This is a genomic window from Staphylococcus sp. KUGN1 (assembly GCF_045984185.1).
Taxonomy (GTDB): Bacteria; Bacillota; Bacilli; order Staphylococcales; family Staphylococcaceae; genus Staphylococcus; species Staphylococcus warneri_A.
In genome coordinates this window covers 543,356-562,919 of sequence record NZ_JBJQIL010000001.1, presented here as the reverse complement: position 1 = coordinate 562,919, position 19,564 = coordinate 543,356, and the positions used below count along the sequence as shown (strand labels likewise).

The 19,564-nt window shown below is 33.6% G+C and carries 36 protein-coding genes; all 36 read right to left on the bottom strand.

All coding sequences use genetic code 11. The features are described from left to right. Positions 1 to 13 precede the first annotated feature (13 nt). A complete protein-coding gene (locus ACJQQZ_RS02925; protein ID WP_201454198.1) occupies positions 14 to 253 on the bottom strand; it encodes a UPF0158 family protein in 240 nt (79 codons plus the stop codon). After that, positions 250 to 567, bottom strand: a complete 318-nt coding sequence (gene gpG / locus ACJQQZ_RS02920; RefSeq protein WP_029056527.1) for a phage tail assembly chaperone G — start codon at positions 565 to 567, stop codon at positions 250 to 252. The genes ACJQQZ_RS02925 and gpG overlap by 4 nt, the downstream gene beginning before the upstream one ends. Before the next feature lie 99 nt (positions 568 to 666). Beyond that, a complete protein-coding gene (locus ACJQQZ_RS02915; protein WP_002452340.1) occupies positions 667 to 1,359 on the bottom strand; it encodes a major tail protein in 693 nt (230 codons plus the stop codon). 64 nt (positions 1,360 to 1,423) lie between these two features. Beyond that, positions 1,424 to 1,828 (bottom strand): hypothetical protein, encoded by a 405-nt coding sequence (locus ACJQQZ_RS02910; protein WP_108017056.1) that lies wholly within the window; start codon positions 1,826 to 1,828, stop codon positions 1,424 to 1,426. Next, positions 1,829 to 2,224, bottom strand: a complete 396-nt coding sequence (locus ACJQQZ_RS02905; protein WP_242238348.1) for a hypothetical protein — start codon at positions 2,222 to 2,224, stop codon at positions 1,829 to 1,831. Continuing rightward, positions 2,221 to 2,571 (bottom strand): phage head-tail adapter protein, encoded by a 351-nt coding sequence (locus ACJQQZ_RS02900; RefSeq protein WP_124224504.1) that lies wholly within the window; start codon positions 2,569 to 2,571, stop codon positions 2,221 to 2,223. Before ACJQQZ_RS02900 ends, ACJQQZ_RS02905 begins: the two co-directional genes overlap by 4 nt. Next, on the bottom strand, positions 2,555 to 2,842 hold the full coding sequence (locus ACJQQZ_RS02895; RefSeq protein WP_002452336.1) for a hypothetical protein: 288 nt from the start codon (positions 2,840 to 2,842) through the stop codon (positions 2,555 to 2,557). Before ACJQQZ_RS02895 ends, ACJQQZ_RS02900 begins: the two co-directional genes overlap by 17 nt. Before the next feature lie 5 nt (positions 2,843 to 2,847). Beyond that, positions 2,848 to 3,018: a hypothetical protein gene (locus ACJQQZ_RS02890; RefSeq protein ID WP_002452335.1), complete on the bottom strand. Its 171-nt coding sequence runs from the start codon at positions 3,016 to 3,018 to the stop codon at positions 2,848 to 2,850. Positions 3,019 to 3,030: 12 nt separating this feature from the next. Beyond that, positions 3,031 to 4,251, bottom strand: a complete 1,221-nt coding sequence (locus tag ACJQQZ_RS02885; protein WP_408023052.1) for a phage major capsid protein — start codon at positions 4,249 to 4,251, stop codon at positions 3,031 to 3,033. A gap of 17 nt (positions 4,252 to 4,268) precedes the next feature. After that, complete coding sequence (locus tag ACJQQZ_RS02880) at positions 4,269 to 5,045, bottom strand: head maturation protease, ClpP-related (protein WP_284570640.1); 777 nt, start codon at positions 5,043 to 5,045, stop codon at positions 4,269 to 4,271. Next, positions 5,035 to 6,201 carry a phage portal protein gene (locus ACJQQZ_RS02875; RefSeq protein WP_284570639.1) on the bottom strand — a complete coding sequence of 389 codons (1,167 nt, stop codon included), beginning with the start codon at positions 6,199 to 6,201 and terminating at the stop codon, positions 5,035 to 5,037. The genes ACJQQZ_RS02880 and ACJQQZ_RS02875 overlap by 11 nt, the downstream gene beginning before the upstream one ends. Before the next feature lie 11 nt (positions 6,202 to 6,212). After that, positions 6,213 to 7,865, bottom strand: a complete 1,653-nt coding sequence (locus ACJQQZ_RS02870) for a terminase TerL endonuclease subunit (RefSeq protein ID WP_408023051.1) — start codon at positions 7,863 to 7,865, stop codon at positions 6,213 to 6,215. Beyond that, positions 7,862 to 8,227 carry a hypothetical protein gene (locus ACJQQZ_RS02865; protein WP_072291780.1) on the bottom strand — a complete coding sequence of 122 codons (366 nt, stop codon included), beginning with the start codon at positions 8,225 to 8,227 and terminating at the stop codon, positions 7,862 to 7,864. The genes ACJQQZ_RS02870 and ACJQQZ_RS02865 overlap by 4 nt, the downstream gene beginning before the upstream one ends. Positions 8,228 to 8,367: 140 nt before the next feature. Further along, entirely contained in the window at positions 8,368 to 8,679 is a 312-nt protein-coding gene (locus tag ACJQQZ_RS02860) for an HNH endonuclease (protein ID WP_408023050.1), read from the bottom strand. A 143-nt stretch (positions 8,680 to 8,822) separates the two neighbouring features. Next, positions 8,823 to 9,236, bottom strand: a complete 414-nt coding sequence (locus ACJQQZ_RS02855; protein ID WP_145471268.1) for a hypothetical protein — start codon at positions 9,234 to 9,236, stop codon at positions 8,823 to 8,825. Positions 9,237 to 9,248: 12 nt separating this feature from the next. Further along, positions 9,249 to 9,401 (bottom strand): DUF1514 family protein, encoded by a 153-nt coding sequence (locus ACJQQZ_RS02850; RefSeq protein ID WP_408023049.1) that lies wholly within the window; start codon positions 9,399 to 9,401, stop codon positions 9,249 to 9,251. Further along, on the bottom strand, positions 9,401 to 9,568 hold the full coding sequence (gene rinB / locus ACJQQZ_RS02845) for a transcriptional activator RinB (protein ID WP_408023048.1): 168 nt from the start codon (positions 9,566 to 9,568) through the stop codon (positions 9,401 to 9,403). Before rinB ends, ACJQQZ_RS02850 begins: the two co-directional genes overlap by 1 nt. Positions 9,569 to 9,645: 77 nt before the next feature. After that, positions 9,646 to 9,825, bottom strand: a complete 180-nt coding sequence (locus tag ACJQQZ_RS02840; RefSeq protein ID WP_408023047.1) for a DUF1381 domain-containing protein — start codon at positions 9,823 to 9,825, stop codon at positions 9,646 to 9,648. Further along, positions 9,825 to 10,022: a hypothetical protein gene (locus ACJQQZ_RS02835; RefSeq protein WP_293725854.1), complete on the bottom strand. Its 198-nt coding sequence runs from the start codon at positions 10,020 to 10,022 to the stop codon at positions 9,825 to 9,827. The genes ACJQQZ_RS02840 and ACJQQZ_RS02835 overlap by 1 nt, the downstream gene beginning before the upstream one ends. A gap of 6 nt (positions 10,023 to 10,028) precedes the next feature. Then, positions 10,029 to 10,262, bottom strand: a complete 234-nt coding sequence (locus ACJQQZ_RS02830; protein ID WP_408023046.1) for a hypothetical protein — start codon at positions 10,260 to 10,262, stop codon at positions 10,029 to 10,031. A 72-nt stretch (positions 10,263 to 10,334) separates the two neighbouring features. Then, the gene (locus tag ACJQQZ_RS02825; protein ID WP_293725848.1) at positions 10,335 to 10,649 is read right to left on the bottom strand and encodes a MazG-like family protein; all 315 of its coding nucleotides are present in this window, start codon (positions 10,647 to 10,649) and stop codon (positions 10,335 to 10,337) included. 13 nt (positions 10,650 to 10,662) lie between these two features. After that, positions 10,663 to 10,908 (bottom strand): SAV1978 family virulence-associated passenger protein, encoded by a 246-nt coding sequence (locus tag ACJQQZ_RS02820; RefSeq protein ID WP_049423812.1) that lies wholly within the window; start codon positions 10,906 to 10,908, stop codon positions 10,663 to 10,665. Beyond that, entirely contained in the window at positions 10,889 to 11,251 is a 363-nt protein-coding gene (locus tag ACJQQZ_RS02815; protein ID WP_015365145.1) for a thermonuclease family protein, read from the bottom strand. Before ACJQQZ_RS02815 ends, ACJQQZ_RS02820 begins: the two co-directional genes overlap by 20 nt. A 36-nt stretch (positions 11,252 to 11,287) precedes the next feature. Then, positions 11,288 to 11,533, bottom strand: coding sequence for a DUF3310 domain-containing protein (locus tag ACJQQZ_RS02810; protein ID WP_408023045.1), 246 nt, complete (start codon positions 11,531 to 11,533; stop codon positions 11,288 to 11,290). Further along, the gene (locus ACJQQZ_RS02805) at positions 11,534 to 11,716 is read right to left on the bottom strand and encodes a hypothetical protein (protein WP_408023044.1); all 183 of its coding nucleotides are present in this window, start codon (positions 11,714 to 11,716) and stop codon (positions 11,534 to 11,536) included. A gap of 4 nt (positions 11,717 to 11,720) precedes the next feature. Further along, complete coding sequence (locus tag ACJQQZ_RS02800) at positions 11,721 to 12,128, bottom strand: SA1788 family PVL leukocidin-associated protein (protein WP_293725831.1); 408 nt, start codon at positions 12,126 to 12,128, stop codon at positions 11,721 to 11,723. Next, complete coding sequence (locus ACJQQZ_RS02795; protein ID WP_107529264.1) at positions 12,129 to 12,320, bottom strand: hypothetical protein; 192 nt, start codon at positions 12,318 to 12,320, stop codon at positions 12,129 to 12,131. It lies immediately after the preceding gene. A gap of 443 nt (positions 12,321 to 12,763) precedes the next feature. Then, entirely contained in the window at positions 12,764 to 13,042 is a 279-nt protein-coding gene (locus ACJQQZ_RS02790; protein ID WP_408023043.1) for a helix-turn-helix domain-containing protein, read from the bottom strand. 12 nt (positions 13,043 to 13,054) lie between these two features. Further along, complete coding sequence (locus tag ACJQQZ_RS02785) at positions 13,055 to 13,237, bottom strand: hypothetical protein (RefSeq protein WP_408023042.1); 183 nt, start codon at positions 13,235 to 13,237, stop codon at positions 13,055 to 13,057. Further along, the gene (locus ACJQQZ_RS02780) at positions 13,234 to 15,057 is read right to left on the bottom strand and encodes a DNA primase family protein (protein ID WP_408023041.1); all 1,824 of its coding nucleotides are present in this window, start codon (positions 15,055 to 15,057) and stop codon (positions 13,234 to 13,236) included. Before ACJQQZ_RS02780 ends, ACJQQZ_RS02785 begins: the two co-directional genes overlap by 4 nt. 19 nt (positions 15,058 to 15,076) lie before the next feature. Continuing rightward, positions 15,077 to 16,804: a hypothetical protein gene (locus tag ACJQQZ_RS02775; RefSeq protein WP_408023040.1), complete on the bottom strand. Its 1,728-nt coding sequence runs from the start codon at positions 16,802 to 16,804 to the stop codon at positions 15,077 to 15,079. Between the two features lie 54 nt (positions 16,805 to 16,858). Then, positions 16,859 to 17,482 (bottom strand): hypothetical protein, encoded by a 624-nt coding sequence (locus tag ACJQQZ_RS02770; RefSeq protein ID WP_408023039.1) that lies wholly within the window; start codon positions 17,480 to 17,482, stop codon positions 16,859 to 16,861. Between the two features lie 17 nt (positions 17,483 to 17,499). Continuing rightward, the gene (locus tag ACJQQZ_RS02765; protein ID WP_408023038.1) at positions 17,500 to 18,264 is read right to left on the bottom strand and encodes a DUF1351 domain-containing protein; all 765 of its coding nucleotides are present in this window, start codon (positions 18,262 to 18,264) and stop codon (positions 17,500 to 17,502) included. Positions 18,265 to 18,281: 17 nt separating this feature from the next. Continuing rightward, positions 18,282 to 18,605, bottom strand: a complete 324-nt coding sequence (locus ACJQQZ_RS02760) for a TrmB family transcriptional regulator (RefSeq protein WP_408023037.1) — start codon at positions 18,603 to 18,605, stop codon at positions 18,282 to 18,284. Between the two features lie 24 nt (positions 18,606 to 18,629). Next, complete coding sequence (locus tag ACJQQZ_RS02755; protein ID WP_408023036.1) at positions 18,630 to 19,241, bottom strand: MBL fold metallo-hydrolase; 612 nt, start codon at positions 19,239 to 19,241, stop codon at positions 18,630 to 18,632. Positions 19,242 to 19,260: 19 nt separating this feature from the next. Next, positions 19,261 to 19,491: a hypothetical protein gene (locus ACJQQZ_RS02750; RefSeq protein WP_408023035.1), complete on the bottom strand. Its 231-nt coding sequence runs from the start codon at positions 19,489 to 19,491 to the stop codon at positions 19,261 to 19,263. Positions 19,492 to 19,564: the final 73 nt, after the last annotated feature.

The following is a 19,564-nucleotide window of genomic DNA, read 5'->3' as shown; positions in this document are numbered from 1 at the left end:
AAAAAAAGAGAGCCTAGCTTGAAGCTCTAGGGTCTTTACCTGTTATAGCTCCAATTAGGCTCTCGTTCTTACCAACTTTCTTCGTTTTAGATTTCTTCTTATTATTCATAATGCGAAGTAACTGATAAATATCTGTGTTGTCAATCTCAGGCATTTTCCAACCATTTTCCATCAACTCTTTATAAAGCGTATCAAGATATTCTGATTGTTTTTCATAAGTGAAATCTTCGGGCTTTAAACGAGAGTCATCTATTTCGTTGTCTTTCCCTCGTCACCTAAGATACCGCCTAATTGTTCCATTGCAACCGTGATAACTTCACGTGCATCAATACCATCTTCAAACTCTTCTGCGGTGAATTGACCATCATATAAGTCATTTGCAATAAAGCTATATAATTTATCTAGTAAGTTATCGTCAAATTCGCCACCGTCTTGTTCTAGTTTTTGGAATTCTTTACCTAAATTGAAACCTTTACGTGCAACACTACCTTTAATAAAAGCAGGTGCATGATATTTTTTTACTTCTCCATTTTCATCGTATAATTCAATAAATTTCTTAACTGCCATAATTTATATTCTCCTTTTCATCGGGTTTTCTGTTAGACCGAATAATTAGTTTTTATTTTTGTATACAAAAATAGACGACCGAAGTCGTCTATAAATCAATTATGCTGTTGGTTCAGTCGCGCCTGCATCTGAAGTTGGTTCAGTTGCAGTAGTGTCATCAGAAGATGTTGATGTACTTAAAGGTTCAGCTGTTGTTTGAACTGTATCAAACGTTTTACCGAAGATTGAATTGAAAATCGTGTCACGACCTTCAGTTTTGCCTTGGTCATCGTAAGCCATAACCACTGCTAACTCTTCATCGAATCCATCAACTTTACGTTCCATGAATTGACCTTCGATTTCATCTGAACCGAATTCAACACCATCTTCTTTAGTTTGTCCTTCTTTGTTTGGTCGTGTGAATACACCTTTTGATAATCCAAACCACTCTTGAGACCCATCTTCCATTGTACGTGGGATAGCTACGGCTGTATAAGTAATACCAGTTGATTTACCAAAGCCATAAACTGTTTTATTTGTTTCATGTTCAATTAATCCTAATAAGTCTTTTTGAACATCAATTGGCAGTTTATGGAAAGTTAAAGATAATTGTGTTTCACCTGCTGATTTTGCAATCTCAGCAACCTTGTTAGAACCATAAGCTTTTTCTAATTCTTCACCAAATTCAATAGAAAGTTCTTGAACATAATCTACTTCTTTAATACCTGATGTTTTAACTGTCCCATCACTTTCTTCTTGTAATACTGCATAGTACATTTTTCCTAAACCTGTAGCGGCATTATATCTACCCATTTAAATATCCTCCTTAAATTTTTGCATTAAAATAGCCCTTCGTTTCTCACGAAAGGCTAATCAATTAAATATTTTTATCTATATGTCTTAAACCATCTATCGTATAAGGATTTCCACGGTAGCGTCGTGCATCCATATACAGTTTTAAATCTGTGTCATATTCATCAGTTCCATCCACTTGTTTAAATCCTATTGACCATAAGGTTTGACGGATCTCTTCTTGTAGAAGTTTAACCACATCATAATTAGGACCACGAACATCAATTTGGTATAGATATTCGGTTGTTAAATTAGTATCACTTGCGTAGGTTTCAGGTTGTGGGGAGACAAGAGGGTCAATCAATATATAATGATTTGACCTATCTGCCGTCTCATCATATGTGTAAGCTCGAATTCGACCTGTACAATGTTGAGCAATTGTTGCGTTGTTCAATAGATATTTTTTTAAAGTTTTCAACATATCAAACATTTACAAGTCTCCTTCCAATGATTGCTTTATAATTTCTCTGAATGGTCGTTCAGTCATAAACATTGTTCTAGCAATTGCACCTTTACCTCTTGGGTTTGGATTTTTAATTGTTCCCCATTCGTTTAAATGTATAATCGCATATCGATTCATTGAACCGTGCCAGTGAACTTTAACCATTCTTGTTTTCCCGTGAACATAATAAGGGTCAGTAACTGAAAGTTCATGAATACTTGCACCTGTATCACGGAACACTTCAAAATTCGCTTTCAACACACTTACAAAGTATTTAGCGCCTTTGTTCAATGCTTTATCTTGAGCTTTAAGCATTTGGGATTCTCCGTACTTTTCGCCAATCTGCCTAAGCATTTGGTGAACACCTTTAACGTCTACGCTCATTCTGAAATCTTCCCAATAATCTTAATGTTCCTATGGTTATCTGTATCATCAAAGACTTGTTGAATATTGTATTTTTTATTCTTATATTGCGGTAGTTGAATTTCAAAATACATATCATCAGTAATTTCTATATTAATAGGGTGATACGTAACCATAGTTAAACTAGCTTGATTGTTCGTCATATCCAAATCTTTCTGTGATGGTTGATAAACATTAGCAAAACACTTAAAAACGACCTCTTCCACGGTTTCACCAGGAAAGAAGTCGTCTGTCGGTGTTGCTTTATAAAATGCAACTGGCGTTCTCATGTCGCCACCAGTCACAAATTCATTACGTTGTAGTGCCATCATCTGACACCTCCATGTTCATGATTTGGAATTGAACAATACTAGATAAAAAATTATTATGGAATTCCTCTAGTTTATCGTTGAATACATATCTTGTACGTTCATAAACTAATTCACGACCTAATGAGGATTGTTCCATATCGAAGTCCCCACATTTTGCTTTGATATCTTCATAAGACATCCCTAAATCGTTTTTAATACGATCATCTTCGATATCATAAAAAATTCTATTACGATTTTTGAATTCTTCCACATGCGTATCAGTAATCATTTAAATCACTTCGATTCTCTAACTCGTTCTAAGAAAGGTCCTTTAAAACCATTTGCAGACAAAGTTTTTTCAACTTCATCTGCACGTTTTACTGTCATTTCTACCTTGTCTCCTGCTTTAAGAGACTTTTCTAATTGCTTATCGTTGTAGTTTTTTAACACTTTATAATTGGCCATTATATACACCTCCTATGCTGTCGGCTCAGTTGCTGCAGCGTCAGTTGATGTAGGCGCACCGAATGAACTGAAATCAACATCATATACGAATGAAGTTTTATTATCGTCAGGCTCTGCATATAAGAATTGTTTTGCAGTATAAAGATCCATATCTTCTAATGCTAATGTTTGGTCGAATTCACGTACAATTACTTCGCTTCCAGCATAGAAATTATAACGTGTTTTATCAAATGCTATTGCTTTACCAGCAGGTACAAATTCAGATTGCTCAAACGTCACGTTAAATGGAACCGGACTTACAAATTGGCCATTGTGTAATTGCATGAATGCAATACCAGTGTAGATATAGTCTGCAGGGTTTAACGCAATAACAACGTTATTTAATACGCTAGCACCTTTAGAACGTTTAACATTACCGTCTTTATCATAGTATTCTTTAATTGATAAGTTTTTGATAATGTTACCAATTTCTTTAATTGATGTTTCTGCATCAGCTAATGTTAATGTGCCTGCAGAAGTTTTTTCTGATACCGCACCGTTTGTACGATTAATTTCATTCATTAATCCTACTGGTTGGTTTTTAGCAGCGCCTAAACCTTGAATAGCAGTTTTTTCAATTGCTACTGCGAAAGCCTCTTTGATTTGTGCACGTACATAACGGTCAACCCATTGTACACCTGCATCTTTTAAATCTTTAGGAACAACAACAAACGCAGTTGCTTTACCTAATGTAACGTCTTGTTCAAAGAATGAAGTCTCTAATTGACCTTTAATTTCTGAGAACACTGGACCCCAAACAACTTGACCTTCTGGTACTGAACGAATCACACGTGCACGTAATCCAGTACGTTGAATTGTGATATATTTCAATAATGGGTGTTCAGTTTCAATATCTTCAAAGATACGATCAACAACTGTTTCAGGCAATAATTCTCCATCTTTCCAGTTAGTATCCGTATTAACATGGTCTTCTGAAACTAATGCGTTGTAGAATTTCTTTTCTTCATTAGTTAAACGGTTAACATTACGCGCATTTAATACCGCATTGTCACCTTGTTCTTGTTTCATGTCTTTACGAATAGCGTTAGCTAATTCTTCAGAATAAGCATTCATATATTCTGTGTATTTTTCTTTCACTTCTTCGTCCGTCGCTTTTGGACTCATATTCGAAAACTCTTTTAATAATTGTTGAGAGTTTTGAAACTCTTGTGCATTTTCTAAATCAATTGCCATAATTAAATTCTCCTTTATTATTTAATATTCATGTTAAATAAACGTGCAAATGAGTTTTCTGCAGGTTTACTTTCCGTTTGTTTTTCAGTTTCTTCTGAACCTTTGTTATTACCTTTTTTTACTTCTGTTAAAATCTCTTCAAGTTTATCCATCACATCTTCAACTGTGATTTCACTTGATTCTTTTGGTTGCCCAGGTTGTTGTGAATCTTCGTTACGGTATCTAGCCATGAATTTGTCACCTCCCAAAATTGTTGATGTCGTTGCGGCTGCAACTCTTGAATTTTCAGTAATATTGTCGATTAAACCTAATTTTTTAGCTTCTTTAGCCGTTAGCCATGTTTCTTCATCCATATAGTCTTGAAGAATCGCATGGTCGATGTCAGGATTTTTATCGACATAACTGTTAAACACAACACTGTTAATGCGTTCTAAATCTTCGGCTCGCTTTTTAAAACTTCTAGCATCGCCCTCATTAACAGTCCATGCGTTATGAACCATAAGCATTGCATTTCCTGGCATATTTATGGTGTCGCCTGCCATTGCAATCACAGAAGCAATACTTGCAGCAAGACCATCAACATTTACAGTGATGTGTGCATCAAAGCGTCTTAGCATGTTATAAATCGTTACACCTGAAAACACATCTCCGCCGTTGCTATTTATGTTTACAACGACTTCATCAACATCTCCCATAGCTTTTAATTGATCACGCACCGTTTGAGGGCTTATTGTCATACCTTCAATTGTTGCGCTATCAATCAATCCATAGATGTCAATTTCATTATTCGCCATTTATATCACCTCCTTCATTACCTGAAGATTCCTCATCCACAGTTTGATAGTTTTTAGTGATAATAAATTTCTGCATTTCTTCACTTCCTATAGGCTCAAAGCCTGTAAGCACTCTAATTTCATCTCTATTGAAAGAACCACTTGCAATGAGTTTGTCTACTGCTTCACTCACTTCAAGTGGTCCTTTTTGATCTATACTTATCGCTTTAATTCGTTTTCCTTCTTTATATCCACGCTCACTAAACAATTTAGCGTTCAATTCATCAGTAATTTTTTCAATAATAGGTTTAATACAGAACTTCATATAGTTATCAGTCATAGCTTCTATGTCTGCCGTATCCCCATTAATCAATCCAACTGGAATTCCAAGGTTTCTAGCTACATAATTTAATAACTGATTAGGTACTTTAGCCATATCATCAATTTGTGATGATGTTTTCGTACCATTACCGTTTGAATGTTCTTCATATTTATAACCTTTTTGAACTGGAACAATAGCTATGTCATTACTTTCAAAGGCTTTATATGCATTATTAATAAATCTCTGCATATCATCGTTACTTGCGTTGGTTAATGGTGTATTAGCCTCCATACCTAAGGTAGCTCTTATCTGGTTGTTCATTAAATTAGACTTAATCATGCGACCAAAGATATCTCCATAATCATTAAACAAGCCATATAACATGTTTGTAATTGCTTCATTGTTGTATTCAAGGTATATCACTTCACTCATTCTAAATGAACGTTCAAACTCGAACTCTCCTAAAATGATGTGGTCAAATATATCATCATAGAGTGCGTATTCCTCTCTTACAAAGTCATCCGCAATAACTAAATCTTTTGAATCAGTCACAACAATTAATACTTCATTGTCATAAATCAACTTTCGTATTACCTTTTGCCAAAATGTTGCAGCACTTTCATCAGTATTTGGCCTAACATTCAATTTATAGTGCGTTGTCGAAGATGTATCTTTACTTTCACTATCAATAATTTCAAATTTAGTTTGACTAATTGTTCTAGCTATATGATTTATACACGTATCTAATGCCCACTTTTTTATGTAAGCTTTGTGTGATGTCTCATGTAACAATTCAAAATCGTAACTAAACTCGATTGCTTCGTTCCTTCCCATAATTCTGTCGAATATACTCAAAATCTCACCTCCTAAAAGCTAATATCTGCCATGATAAACGGTTGATCATACTCTAATATCTCATCTGCACGATAAAGCGCGTGTAACATGGCATGGAAACCATCAGTTTTACGTCTAACTTCATCTTTTTTGATGTATTTCTTACTACCATCTGGCTGCATTTTGACTGCCACATTGTTGGTGAACCATCTCATCAATGGATTGTCCCCAAAGGTAATTTGTTTCTTAGCAAACATGGTGTCAATTCTAGGTGCAAGCAAACCATGTATAGCAGTTGGGTTCTTGATCACTTCTAACGGTATGCCTGCCTCTTCAAATGGTCGTCTAACAATATCGGTTCTGAAATTATCTGATATTACTTTCGTTAAATTATATTTACTTTGTTGTTGTAAAAACCAATTAACAATGTATGAAATATCAATGACGTCATCATCAACGATAGTTAATAAACCATCATTTGCCCATTGCTCAATTGGAGGCTCAAGATGTGTTGTTTCTAAAAATTCACGTCTGATAAACGAATGTGTTAACCAATAATACTCATCGTTATCTCTAAATAATAAGCCCACACTGGCAAAATCTCGAACTAACGCGTAGTCAAGACCTCCAATGCAGGCTTTATTTTCGAGATTAGGTAAAGGTTTATTCGTTGCTTTTATTTCTTCCCACGGCGCAACAACTTTTTCTTCATCAACTTCTGGTAAGTTCATTCGTTTTGTCATAAATTCCGGTTTGTTTGAGCGATTGATATGTAATACATTAAATTCTTCTTTAATTTTACGCTTTAAATTTTTTGCATAACCGGTTAATGGTGGATGCAACATAGGATTAGCTTTCTCCCACATTGTTTCATCATCAACTTCTTTAGGGTCGTCAAGTTTACAATAAAACGGGAATATTCTATCTTCTGAATTATTACCTGCTAAGACTTCTAAAATTCTATCTTTCATACCGTCCATAAAGCCTTCACGCACAAACCCATCAGTTGAGATGTAGAATGTTCTATCATGAGGTACTTTACCTAATCCACCACGCTTTACGTTAACCATGTCAGCCGTTTCATATATAGCTATCTCATCGAAAATAACACAACCTTCACGTCCACCATCTTTAGTTTTCGTATTTGAAGTATTATATTTGATTATCGATTGCGTAGACCTATTTTTAATTTCAGTTTTACTGACTTCATAAGGTGCTTTAGGTCTTTCTGCTACTTTATTTCGTTTATGTTCAAGTAAAGTATCATATATTTCATTAAATGATGTTTTCGCTTGGTCCTCACTGTTTGCAACAATGGAAATGTCATATTTCTTAATACCGTGTATTGGTGTAGTGAAGAAATCACTTATTGCACTTATAAAACCATTCTTACCTGCACCACGCCCCATGAATAAAGCAAATTCTGTGAAATATGGAGTATCTAACTCTTCATCCATCAAGAACAAAAAAGCAATGATGAATTTCTGAAAGGGTTGTACTGGAAAGTACCATTTATCAATGAATCTGATACACTTATCTATCTTTTCATCATCAAAGTAGATATTATCTTTCACTAAAACATGATTTTCTAAATAGTTAATCAGATCAATACGTTCTTGATTTAAAATAATTTTACCGTCACGCCATTGTTCAATGTATTCATCTACATATTTGTTATAAATCATACATAATCATCTACTGGTTCGTCGGTTTCTACAGGTTTGGCGTCTTTCGGTAATAAATCGGTTAATTGTTTCATCACACGTTGATAAGATTGATCTCGTGTGTTGTACAAACGTGCAATTGGACGTTCACGTTCGTATGCAGGTACGTTTTGAGATTGTTGGAACATATCATATTCGCCATTTTCTTGAATATCTTCCCACATATAGTTCAACATCACTCGCATACGTGCTGCTTGAATGATAAGTCCTTGAACTACATTCTGTTTTTCTTGTGGGATATCTTTGAAGATGGCATGGAGCCTTTTTTCTTCTTTATCTACTAACTTTTCACGCTCTTTGCGTTGTTTTGCAGTTAATTGCATTTAATTCACTCCTTTCTACAGTTATAGGTGGGGTTAGGGTTACATATGTAAATTTTATGAAAACTTGCGAAATCGAGCCCTCACGCCGTTCTCCCTATCGGGAAATAATTGGGAAATGATTTTACCGGGGGCGCATGATTTTACCAACGTTCATCTTTCCATTTAATTTCTTTTGGTTTGAATTGATTTCCACCATATTGAAATCTTTGATGTCTTTTATTATGACAAGCTTTACAGAGTACACGCAGATTATCAGGCTCTAATTTTAAATCTGGTCTATCCTGTAATTCTTCAATGTGGTCCACTTCTAAATTATCAGTCGTCACTTTACCTTCTTTACTGCACCATTCACATTCATAGTGAGCACGTTTCAACACTTGTTGTCTAACATTTTCCCAAGATTTACTATTGTAGAATCGTTTACGTTCTTTGTATTCATTGTAATCTTCCATAGTTAAACCTCTTATATAACAAAGAAAGACACACCACTATGTGATGTGCCTCATGTATTCGTATCGTATGACTCTAGTATAATGTTATTGATATGACTAGTGCACACATGGTTCGAATGGTTCGATGTGTTCGAATGGTTCGATTAATCATAGTGACCTTGTTGTGCATCCATGTATACATTAACTATTTCATTCACACATCCATAGAATGTAGACTTACTCTTTATCTCCATAAGCTCCATGATAGTCTTGTGCTTGATGCCTATCTTAATTAATTGAAGTATGTGATAGTTCATCTCATTAGTTACATACTCCTCATACTTATCTATGAACTGTAGTTTATTCAGTAGCTTAACATTACGTCGATATTCTTTATTCCTATCTAACACTTTAACTAATACTTTATCACCTGTTCCACCTTTAGCTTTAGGCATTACTGCTTCTATACCATATTGTGCAGTAGATGTACTGTCTGCATCATATACCTGTGCTTCAATAATATTACGCATCCACTTATAATTGTCTATCATGTTTCTTACTTCGTCACGTGTATACATCTACTACCTCCATTACTTACGTTTCTTATCTATATATCTAACAATGTAATCTTTCATGTAAGCATTAGCATATTTATATTCTTCTAATTCTTTCCGTTGTTCGTGTTGTACACCTAGAGAGATGAGACAAACAATGCCTAATAGTATTGATATGATTATCCACATTAGTCAGATACCTCCGCGTTTAAATGGATATGATCATCTTGCGTAAAATCCTGTGGCGCTTCTATATCATCGTTAGATGTATATTTAATTAGCAGTTGTTCCGTCGCATTCTTACCTAACTCATACATTGCTAACGTGAATATTAATTTTAGAATGTGTTTAATCATTGTATAAATTTACCTCTCTTCCAATCTCTTAACTTCTTATTGCTCCAAGTTTTGCGTTCCAATGACCTCATGTTTAATCAATCAATATTTCGTTGTAACTGACTATCTATTACTGAAGATTGTTTTAACATACTTTCTACTTCTTCCTTACTCTCTGCCTCAACCACTTTGAACGACTGATTCTCTCTAGCCTTAGTCACATGATTGTGAGGTAAGCCTGTGCTATCTGTGAATGTTGTGATAAGGTATTGTGTCATCATTTAACCTCATGTGTAATTGTGTAATACAATATTTTTCCGCCAGAATTTTTCGCAATGTTTTTAGCATTCTCTACATCTGAATATTTCTTTGCACGTTCTATGTCATCAGTAAAATTATAGCCACCCAACTGAGTTTTAGTTAAATAAACACCTTCGTTAGCTTCTATAATGTAATACAATTCTTTTTTATACATTCCCACTCACTCCTTGCCAAGATTAAGACGTCTGACTTTTCTAACCAATACAGTAGCCAACACAAATATTTCTAATAGCCATTCACCTTGATGATATCCAATGCTTAATATTGCTAGCGTAAGTACCATGCAACCTAATTCGGCTAGTGCATCTAATCTTGCATTTGTAAACATGTAATCTATTAAAAATTCTAGAGCTATACTACAAACTACAATTAAAACGATTGCTAATACATTCACTTCCCCAGCACCTCTTTCACTTTTGTTAGAATATCTTTGTTTCTAACCGCCTCGAATTCGACACGTTTAGAATTACTGTAAGTCTGATTCTTTGATGAATGTGCCATTAATCGTTTTTCCTTTTCTCCCTTTGATTTCGTCATACGCAAACTGTAAACACTCCTGTAAACTCATTTCGTGTTGTTGAGCTAATATAATTAATGTTACTACCGTATCGCCTATACCATCTTTTAAAGCCTCAATATTGCCACGTGATAAAGCTGCTCCAACTTCTCCCGCCTCTTCATAAAATTTCAAAGCTTGTCTGTCCGGATTGCCATTATGCAACCCTTTATCGATACTCCATTGTTCTACTGCATTTACTAATTGATCTAATTGATTAGTCATTATCGTTGTCCTCCTAAAATAAACTTAATTGTCTTTCATCTTCCAAACTTAATCCGTGCTGCTTAATGTACTCGTTAAACTCCCACTCACTGTTGAACTTAGTTTTAAAGTTAGTCCACTGTGTCTTAAAATGACCGTGTAGGTAATACACACCATTTACTGTGTGCATATGCGCCACTCTTTTATCGTCTTGGTACAAGTAACGCTTGGTACCGAAATACTGGTTAAGGAATGCTTTTTTATTTTTCATTGCTTTCATTCCATTTCGAATTAGGTTTGATTAATTGGTTAATGTGCAGATCATCATTCAACGAACGTATCTCATTACCTGTATCATAAAAAACATTGGCTAAATATCTGCCGAAAGCATCATCTTTATACGTCTGAACATATATCTTCTTATTCTCTACACATTGCTTAGTAAAGTTAGTAGCTTTACTATAATTTTCTTGTCCTCTCTCTGGCGTATCAACATTGAGTAACCTGACACGCCTTTTAGCAAATGTTTCAAACCCTAAATCTATATCTATATCTATCGTGTCCCCGTCAACAACATTGGTACATGTTGCTTTAAATGTGTATAGTTGGTTTTTGATATTCATCTCATACACTCCCTATTGTTTTCATATGTTGATGTATTACTTTTCGTCCCACACTTTGATTGCTATATCAACGCTTTCTTTTGCTTTCTCTAAATCTTGCAGTCCATTCTTTCTTGGGGCACGCATTAAATATTTCAAGGCGTTACCTACGTGATAGAATACTGACGCAGATTTATAAGTCTTCCCAACTGCTTCAATGATTACGTTTGCCGTAAATATCCCAAATTGATAATGTGGTGGTTGCTTAACCATATCCACTTTCTGATTACTAATAATTGTCATCTACACCTTTACTATGTCGTATTTTTCATCAATCACTACTAATCCACTACCTACTCGTACTTTTAGGTATGGTTTGCCTTTAAAGTTGTAATGGAGTTCTTCCACAACTGCAGGGAATGAGTTGGTCGCGTTTGGATATTTGAACCAAATATCATCGCCTGGATTTAATTCATGTAATTCCATTCGCTTATCCCCTTTGCACTCTACCGTATGAGTCGGTTTTTAATTTAGCTATTGCGTTATTATCCATTAGACCTTGCAAATACTTACTACGTGTGTGTTTCTGCTTAACTTTAAATAAATGTGGTTTCTTTCTACGTAATTCTTGTTCTTCTCTCGTAGCGATACGTTGTTCACGCTCATTATCTTCTTCAATAAGTGGTTTAACCGTTCTGTCTGCCAACGGTCTAGCAACATACTGTGTTACTGCAAATCCATTTTCTATAATTCTTCGTCTCAAATCATAATTGCTTAATCCGTTTTTATTTGCTAGCTCATATATTTCTGCTGGCACCTCAACATTTTGATACATAATTCTCATCAAGAAATATAGGTTACCGTACTCATCTTTCATTCTTTTTCTTAACTTAACCATTTACTCCACCTCTATTAATTCAATCAGTTCTAAATCTTCATGCATCAATTCTTTTTCTGGGTTCTTTGCGATTAAATCTAAAAGTCGTTCGCGTTCTTCTTCAGTAGTGATTCTGTTATTAATCCACACAGGGTACTTCACGCGTACTTTTAACTTTGCCTCAACTTCGATTGTTTCTTCTCTGTGTTCCAATTAATCACCTCGCTTATTTACAGAATTCAGAATAATTCATGCGACAAAAGTTACTTATTACTCTCAAGAACTATATTTACTCCAGAAAGGTTACATTTTTAAAATTTATGTAACCAAATGTAACCATTTTTTGAACCTCCAAAATCCCTCAACGACGGTCTTTATATAGTATCTAGTTACTTGTTACATTTTTTTGGGAGTAGAAAGTATATAGAATATAGAAAGTCGTAACTTTCGTGCAGATGGTTTTCTGAGAAATTCTTTGGAGCCGACAAATCATGTAACTTATAACCCGATTTACTCCAAACTCTTACTCTCCCAAGGGATTTGGCGGTTACATTTTTAAAAAAAACCTTGAATTTATGTAACCCGCCTTAGTTCAAATAGCTCAAAACCCTTGATATGACTGATTTATAACGGTTACCTCTTTTTTGTAACGCACTTTATTTGTGCTTTTCTACTTGGTATGGTGAGTAAATATATTCAGGTATCTGAACGTATTCACTCATTTCATATATCCATATCTTTTTGACCGCGCTATTCATTCTGAGTGCGTCGCATAAATTCTCTATTTGATGAACACCTTCAAAATAATAGTCGCCACTTTCAATTTTTCTTATCCTGTGAACCGTTAACTGTGAGACCTTTGCCACATCTTCTCTAGTCATTCCACGATTTTTTCTATGTCTTTTTACAGCTTCACTAAAAGGAATATTCGGCACTGGACCACCCCTTTATAGTTCTATATATTCGTGATCAGCAAATTCATTAAGCTCTATTCGAGCACTTTCTTGATAAGCATTAATAAATTCATCTTCTGAACTAAAATCTTCTATTGTAAGAGTATTATCGAAAACAAGTTTGAAATGTTTAGTGATTTCCTGTTTATCTTCTAATTCTTTAATTGACATTCTCATTCGTCGTCCTCCTCATAAGCTCTCATTGTTTTACCATTCTTTTTAATCGGTTTAGGGGTAAGTCCAAATCTTTCTTTAATGTTAGTCTGGAACTGTTTTCTACTCATCGTGTTCAGTCCATTTTCTTCACAAAAGGATTCATATTGTTCGTATATTTCTGGAGGTCTTAAACCATGTATATCTTCTTTTTTAAAATCCTGTAGGAATAAACCTGACGTATCATTTTCATCGTGGTAATCTTGATTAAACTTTGTAACATTACTACTTTCTGTAAATGTCACGTTATTATACAAACGCATATAGCCATCTATGATAAGTTTTATCCAATATTTCATAGCTTTAGGTGTTGTAAGTTTAGTGATAAATTTGGGGTCTTTTTTTGTCGGTTTTGAATACATTGGTAACCAAACTACTCTACGTTTGTATGATTCTCCCTTTTCAAATGATTTTAAGATGTGATTAGATGTGAAAATAAGTGTACAAGTTAATTCAACATCTTCTGATTGTTTATATAACTGTCTCATTGATACATAATCACAGGTCGAAATGTTTTTTAGTAACTTCATTTGGTCGTTATTAATCGGTTCATCTTGAATATCATCACCGAGATTCGCAAGCTTACCTTTCATGCTTGAAAAATACCTTTCATCACTCATATTTCTAATTGATAACCCTGTAACGTTTTTTCTATCTAATATCGCTCTGATAATGGTTAATAATGTTCCCTTTCCGTTACCACCATCTCCTACAAAAATAAAGAACTTACCCATTAATCTTTTGAATTCAGGATTTACTATCAGTGTGTGACCAATGATCTCGTAAAGTAGTCGTTCATAGTCTTTATCATTATTTGTAAGTAATTTAATGTAATCGTCCACTTCTTGAACAGGTTCTGCATCTGGTTCGTAGTTTATATCAATAACATATGGTGTGAATTCTTGATAGTTTACATTGATAAATTCACCATCTTGCAATATTCCGTTTTTAAATCTAATTGGAAATACAGTGTTGGGCGGTATACGGTGGCTTCTATATTCAACTTGTTTCATGACTTCATCTATGAAATTTGTTTTTTTAGGACCAGATAATCTAAAAATGTGTTGTCTTAGGATAGCCGTATCATCTGTATACTCACCGTCACTGTCCTTGAAGAACAATACATCGTTGTATATAACGGTGTTAAAAATGTTCATAATTTCTGTCGCTTTAGCGTAATGTTCATCTTCATCAGATGATGTTGAATCACTTGAACGTGATACTTGTTCAAATTCTGATTGATCTAGCGGTTCAGCAAAAATGTAATCATTAATGAACGCTAGTATTGCGTCAGTATATTTATGACGATTTAATTTCATCTTGTGTCGATATAATTTTTGGTTTCTTCCATCACCATCATCTAATCCGTAAAGAGAGTCTAGCTTGCTAACTGAATTCGATAACACGAATGGTAAGGCTTCTCGAACGCCTTTATTCTCCACTTCACGCATTTGTCCTCGTCGTTTTATAGTGATTGATTTGGTATTTTTAATATGTTTAAATTCTACTTCAAATCCTAATGGTGTAATTACGCTAGCACCTCTAAATGTTGTAGGTTTTTTGAAGTAAAGATGTACGCCTCTATCGGTCCATACCGTCTGGGTGTTGATATTAAATGTCTTCAACATCTTCTTGATAGTTTCTTTAGGTAGATGGTCAATATCTACTATCAAATCGTTTTCTGTTAATAACCAACCAGCGTTTCTAAAACTATCGGGAAATTCACTAATATCTGCATCAGGTAATGCGTGTTTTGAATCATCGTCTTTATACTCTACATACAATGGTTATCCTCCTTTACTCTTAAATTGTTTCTTTCCATCTTTCTAATCTTTTCATAAGTATTTGATAGTAATGGTTTATATCTATTTGATTATCAAAATCTTTAATTAAACTATGTTCTTCTTTGTCATAGATTTCATCGTTCCATAAAAACATATTTTCCGGTGCGTCTGGAAACCTTGCCCAAGAATCTTGCTCGTCCACTTTTTTAACTTTATAAAGCACGTAGGGGTTAATGGATTGGTTTGCTGCAAATACTCGGTTAACCTTTTGCAGTTTTTGATTATTGCTATCAAACGTACCTTCATACGTTCTACCGGCTTGTAAGATATATTGGTATAAATGAGGTTGTGATTTGTATTCTGATAGGGTCTTTAAGATAGGTTTGTTATAAACCAAATGATCGACTAAAGCTATATCTAAAATTCGTGCGTTATTATTCTTGAATTTTGCGTCTTCATGGTATCGATTTACGTCGCCACCTTTGACTTTGATATTTCCATCGGGCTCAACTGCGATATAGTTGTTAACATCTTTTTGAATAAGTAATTTGAATAGGTCTTCTTCAAGTGTGAGATTAAATTCCTCTTCCCAATCTTTCCAAATTTTTTTATATTCTTCAGAGTCAGTAGTAAATGCAACACCGTCTGTATTGATATTTAATATCGTGCATGTTTCTGAAAGTCTTTTACAGAGTGTGTAAAGTGCAACTTGCCCATATACACAAACGCCCACAGCTGCTTGACTATTTTTCAAAGGAGAATATTTATTTTTTAAATTACCGTATACACTATTTAAAATTAGTTTAAGTGCGTTCGATTTCTTTTTATCTAAATGTTTAATCTTGATACGTTCCTCTAAAATATTTTGATATTTTTCTAAAGCCTTTGGTGGTAACGCTTTGATGTTTAATATGATATGAGGATACATTGAAGCAACGTCTAGTAATTTAACGTCTTTGGCTTTGTAAATGTGTTTATGCACACCATGAAGGCCACCAAATCCAAATTCTATTTCACAATCAAAATCCTCTATTTTAATAGACTTTTTAGTAGTTTTTCTTGAAGTCCACATATCTATCACTTGTTCAGGTACATTATTTAAATAACCTTCAGGTATATGTGTTTGGAAGTCCGCCCATTCTTTTAACCCTTTTTGTTCACCAAGTAAGATATTTGATGAAATAGTTGTTGTGTTCCATTTAGCTGCTTTTTCATTGCCTAACATGTTGACTAGATCATCCTTAATGTCAAAGTAATTATGTTTACGTTCCTTATACACATCGATAGTATTATCTACATCGTATGCACAGTAATTCATTTCTTGTACAAGTTCTTCTTCAGTCAATTCACGATCAATGTCAAAGCCGATATCAGTTTCTAAAATCATTTTTCCAACATTACCTTCTATCTTTTTAAGTGATGGGTTAGAAACATCAATTTGTTGAAAACAATCATAAGTTTTGTTTTTTATTTTCGGGTAATTAACAAAGTTTCCAGATATGATGTTGTCGTTAATGAGTTTGATTTGTTCTTGAGTTTTACCGTCTGACATTGCTTTTAGAATTTTGTCATCATAATAGTTATTGTTATAACCAACTAAAGTTTTATTTTTTATGAATTCTGTTAATCCTTTAAACTTTTGTTCGTTTGTAAAAATTCTCAACGTTTTTTTGTTTATATTTTTAAATACAACAAATGAATTGTATTTATAGACCTCAATATCGTAGAAAAGTAAATCATCAGTCATTCTTTTTCCTCCTAAATTATTAAAAGAGAAGCCGGATAAAACCGGCTATGCTTCTTATTTTTTCTTTGGAATGTTTTTAATTTCGCAATATGCGAATTTTCCAAATGCTACTTTGACTTCCACTGTGATATTTTGACCGATTAGTTCATCCTTTTCTTCAATAGGTTTATTGAATTTGTTTTCAAATTTGTCATATTGTTTTTGTTTTTTAATAGGATCTACAATGAATTGTTTTTTAGCTTCTAGGTAAGTGGAATAAGTCATTTTAGATTCGTATTTTTCACCTTCGTATTCAAAACGAATATGAATACCTACGTTATCCTCAGTTATTTCGGTAATCTCTGTTTGGAAAATTAAACCTTCTTGATCAGTATCAAATTTTTCAATCATCTGCACTTCAAATAATGAATTGAATTTATCGTATGCGTAAATGTCTTTATGTTGTCCGACTGCATTTTCTAAGTCTTCAAAACTTACACCAAATTCATCTTGTGCAATTTTTTCAGCCTTTTCAGCTTGCTCTGCGTCTTCGTACCACTTATTTTTGTCTTGGTCGTATTTTTTCTTGTTGATTTTAACCGCCCTAATTTCCATATTTTCTTCATCTAAGAATGTTAATTCTGCCTTTCCATCTTCTACTGTTACCTCTACAAGTTCTAAATCTTTTAATAATTCCATAGTTAAAATCTCCTTTATTAATAATTTTTATATTCGAATTCGATATTATTTTGTTCTAATAGTAATTTTGTTACTTGTGCGTCTTTCTCGTTTGATATTGTGAATACATGATGAACTTGTTTAGTCTCAGGTCTCTTAACCTGTTCAGCAATTTGTTTCCTTCTTTGGTTACGTTTATCAATAATTTCAAAGGCCACAGCTAAGTCTTGGGTGTTTTGATATTCGACAATTAATTCATCTCGATTATCTAATTTGTCAATTGTGTCTAAATCTCGTTTTGTTTTTTCTAACCACTCGACAAGTTCATTTTCGACTTTGTTCATAGAAAACGATTTATTTAAATACTGTGGTTTTAAGAACTCAGCAAATCCCATTAACTTTTCAAAACCATAATGTTTGATTCGTTTGTCAAAAATATCTGCTATTGCTTGTTTTTTATTTTCACGTTCTTGCTCAGTAAGTTCTCGCTCTTGTTTTTTCACGTGTGATACAGCGTCATCTATAATGCTCTTGATAGTTTTTACTTGATTCTCAAAGTGATTGTAGGGTTCTAATATAGTTTTCTTAACATCTTTTCTAGTATTTTCTAATTCTTTAACACGATTGTTCATCTGTGCCATGAGCCGTTTGGCTTCTTTTACGTTTTCTTCATTTACTTCGACTTGTTTAACGTGTTCTGCAAGATTATTAGCCTCTGACAATAAATTGTCATATTCTTCAAACGTTACATTACCTTGAGTGGTAATGATTTTATAATTATGTTCTTTCATTAAATCATTCATAAAAACCTTCCTTTCTTTTAGAATAGATTAGCTAGTCTTATCATTAACTTAATTCTTTCTTCGATTTCTGAAGCGTCTGTAGATTCTTGATTAAGTTCAGCCAAGTGCTCGAATTGTTCTTGAAGCACCTGTTTCTTTCGTTCATTGGTTGAATATGTGATTTCGTTTTGGATAACTTTCCAAAAACCTTTGTCTGTAGCTTCAATTTTTTCTTTCGATTTCAATCTAGATAAAATTGTTTTGGCGTATTGTTGTTTGATTTGAAATTCATTTGCTACATCTTTATACGTGAATTGTTCAGCATTTTCGAAAGCTAACAATACTCTTTGTTCTAAAGTCATAAGTTTTCTCCTATCTTTACTTATTTAATAAAATCGTTCTGACATATGAAGTTCTATTAATTCAGAATTTTTATCTTTACGGTTTAGGTAATAAAATGTTTTGCAATCTTTTGTGCTCAAATGTCTTAAACCTGATATATATGGATCGTATCCATATTTGCTTCGTTTTCCCCTAGCGAGTTCTAATTTTTCTTCATCATAATTTGATTCAAGAAATAGATAATCGTATTTTCTTTCTGGTGCATTTTCCAATGAGTTAGTGTCTGTTGCATAAATAATTTCATTGTTTTCAAACGTCCATACATAACCGTATGTCACTACATCATGTACACATTCAAATGCTTCAAAAGTGTAATCCTCGATATCAATTGGGTAACCTGCATTGATAATATGATCTACGTCGTACAATTGAGCCACTTCGTAATTACTGATTATTTTAATATGTGGAAATTCTTTTCTAATTCTCTTTAAAGTTGTGGGTTTGATGTGATCACTGTGTATATGGGTTAATAGAAGGTACTTAACATCATATAAATATTCTTTTAACTTTTTAAAAGCTATTCCACAATCGACCATGACATCGTTAATAACCACTGAATTTCCTTTTGAACCTGTTGATATAATTTCGTACTGCATTAATTACTCTCCTTATCATTTAATTTTCATCTATCAAACACTCTCCTTTGATTACTTTTTTGGCTAGTTCAAAATTGGTTAGCATTTCACCTTCTGAATGAATTGTGTTGTCTATTTGAAGAACGCTCACACCGTTTGTATGGTAATGTGAGAACCATATAACATCGTATTTATAGTCAACTTGAAAACGATTGTTTGGTATCAAATCCATCAAATCATGTGCCATTCGTTTAAATTTATGTTGTTTCATTTGTACCTCCGTGATACATTATTGGTATATTCTTTTTTTGAAAATACTTAGTGTTGACTGTTTGCTAACTGCC

Coding starts and splice junctions, on each gene's coding strand:
- ACJQQZ_RS02825 (WP_293725848.1), bottom strand. CDS start 10,649: ATGACTAATCAATTAGATCAATTAGTAAATGCAGTAGAACAATGGAGT.
- ACJQQZ_RS02810 (WP_408023045.1), bottom strand. CDS start 11,533: ATGACAATTATTAGTAATCAGAAAGTGGATATGGTTAAGCAACCACCA.
- ACJQQZ_RS02915 (WP_002452340.1), bottom strand. CDS start 1,359: ATGGGTAGATATAATGCCGCTACAGGTTTAGGAAAAATGTACTATGCA.
- ACJQQZ_RS02855 (WP_145471268.1), bottom strand. CDS start 9,236: ATGTATACACGTGACGAAGTAAGAAACATGATAGACAATTATAAGTGG.
- ACJQQZ_RS02850 (WP_408023049.1), bottom strand. CDS start 9,401: ATGTGGATAATCATATCAATACTATTAGGCATTGTTTGTCTCATCTCT.
- ACJQQZ_RS02765 (WP_408023038.1), bottom strand. CDS start 18,264: ATGAATGATTTAATGAAAGAACATAATTATAAAATCATTACCACTCAA.
- ACJQQZ_RS02865 (WP_072291780.1), bottom strand. CDS start 8,227: ATGCAATTAACTGCAAAACAACGCAAAGAGCGTGAAAAGTTAGTAGAT.
- ACJQQZ_RS02770 (WP_408023039.1), bottom strand. CDS start 17,482: ATGGAATTATTAAAAGATTTAGAACTTGTAGAGGTAACAGTAGAAGAT.
- ACJQQZ_RS02775 (WP_408023040.1), bottom strand. CDS start 16,804: ATGACTGATGATTTACTTTTCTACGATATTGAGGTCTATAAATACAAT.
- ACJQQZ_RS02870 (WP_408023051.1), bottom strand. CDS start 7,865: ATGATTTATAACAAATATGTAGATGAATACATTGAACAATGGCGTGAC.
- ACJQQZ_RS02805 (WP_408023044.1), bottom strand. CDS start 11,716: ATGGAATTACATGAATTAAATCCAGGCGATGATATTTGGTTCAAATAT.
- ACJQQZ_RS02895 (WP_002452336.1), bottom strand. CDS start 2,842: ATGATTACTGATACGCATGTGGAAGAATTCAAAAATCGTAATAGAATT.
- ACJQQZ_RS02820 (WP_049423812.1), bottom strand. CDS start 10,908: ATGAAAGCAATGAAAAATAAAAAAGCATTCCTTAACCAGTATTTCGGT.
- ACJQQZ_RS02840 (WP_408023047.1), bottom strand. CDS start 9,825: ATGACACAATACCTTATCACAACATTCACAGATAGCACAGGCTTACCT.
- ACJQQZ_RS02900 (WP_124224504.1), bottom strand. CDS start 2,571: ATGGCACTACAACGTAATGAATTTGTGACTGGTGGCGACATGAGAACG.
- ACJQQZ_RS02785 (WP_408023042.1), bottom strand. CDS start 13,237: ATGAGAATGTCAATTAAAGAATTAGAAGATAAACAGGAAATCACTAAA.
- ACJQQZ_RS02750 (WP_408023035.1), bottom strand. CDS start 19,491: ATGAAACAACATAAATTTAAACGAATGGCACATGATTTGATGGATTTG.
- ACJQQZ_RS02905 (WP_242238348.1), bottom strand. CDS start 2,224: ATGAGCGTAGACGTTAAAGGTGTTCACCAAATGCTTAGGCAGATTGGC.
- ACJQQZ_RS02800 (WP_293725831.1), bottom strand. CDS start 12,128: ATGGTTAAGTTAAGAAAAAGAATGAAAGATGAGTACGGTAACCTATAT.
- ACJQQZ_RS02860 (WP_408023050.1), bottom strand. CDS start 8,679: ATGGAAGATTACAATGAATACAAAGAACGTAAACGATTCTACAATAGT.
- gpG (WP_029056527.1), bottom strand. CDS start 567: ATGGCAGTTAAGAAATTTATTGAATTATACGATGAAAATGGAGAAGTA.
- rinB (WP_408023048.1), bottom strand. CDS start 9,568: ATGATTAAACACATTCTAAAATTAATATTCACGTTAGCAATGTATGAG.
- ACJQQZ_RS02760 (WP_408023037.1), bottom strand. CDS start 18,605: ATGACTTTAGAACAAAGAGTATTGTTAGCTTTCGAAAATGCTGAACAA.
- ACJQQZ_RS02880 (WP_284570640.1), bottom strand. CDS start 5,045: ATGGCGAATAATGAAATTGACATCTATGGATTGATTGATAGCGCAACA.
- ACJQQZ_RS02835 (WP_293725854.1), bottom strand. CDS start 10,022: ATGTATAAAAAAGAATTGTATTACATTATAGAAGCTAACGAAGGTGTT.
- ACJQQZ_RS02885 (WP_408023052.1), bottom strand. CDS start 4,251: ATGGCAATTGATTTAGAAAATGCACAAGAGTTTCAAAACTCTCAACAA.
- ACJQQZ_RS02890 (WP_002452335.1), bottom strand. CDS start 3,018: ATGGCCAATTATAAAGTGTTAAAAAACTACAACGATAAGCAATTAGAA.
- ACJQQZ_RS02755 (WP_408023036.1), bottom strand. CDS start 19,241: ATGCAGTACGAAATTATATCAACAGGTTCAAAAGGAAATTCAGTGGTT.
- ACJQQZ_RS02910 (WP_108017056.1), bottom strand. CDS start 1,828: ATGTTTGATATGTTGAAAACTTTAAAAAAATATCTATTGAACAACGCA.
- ACJQQZ_RS02815 (WP_015365145.1), bottom strand. CDS start 11,251: ATGAATATCAAAAACCAACTATACACATTTAAAGCAACATGTACCAAT.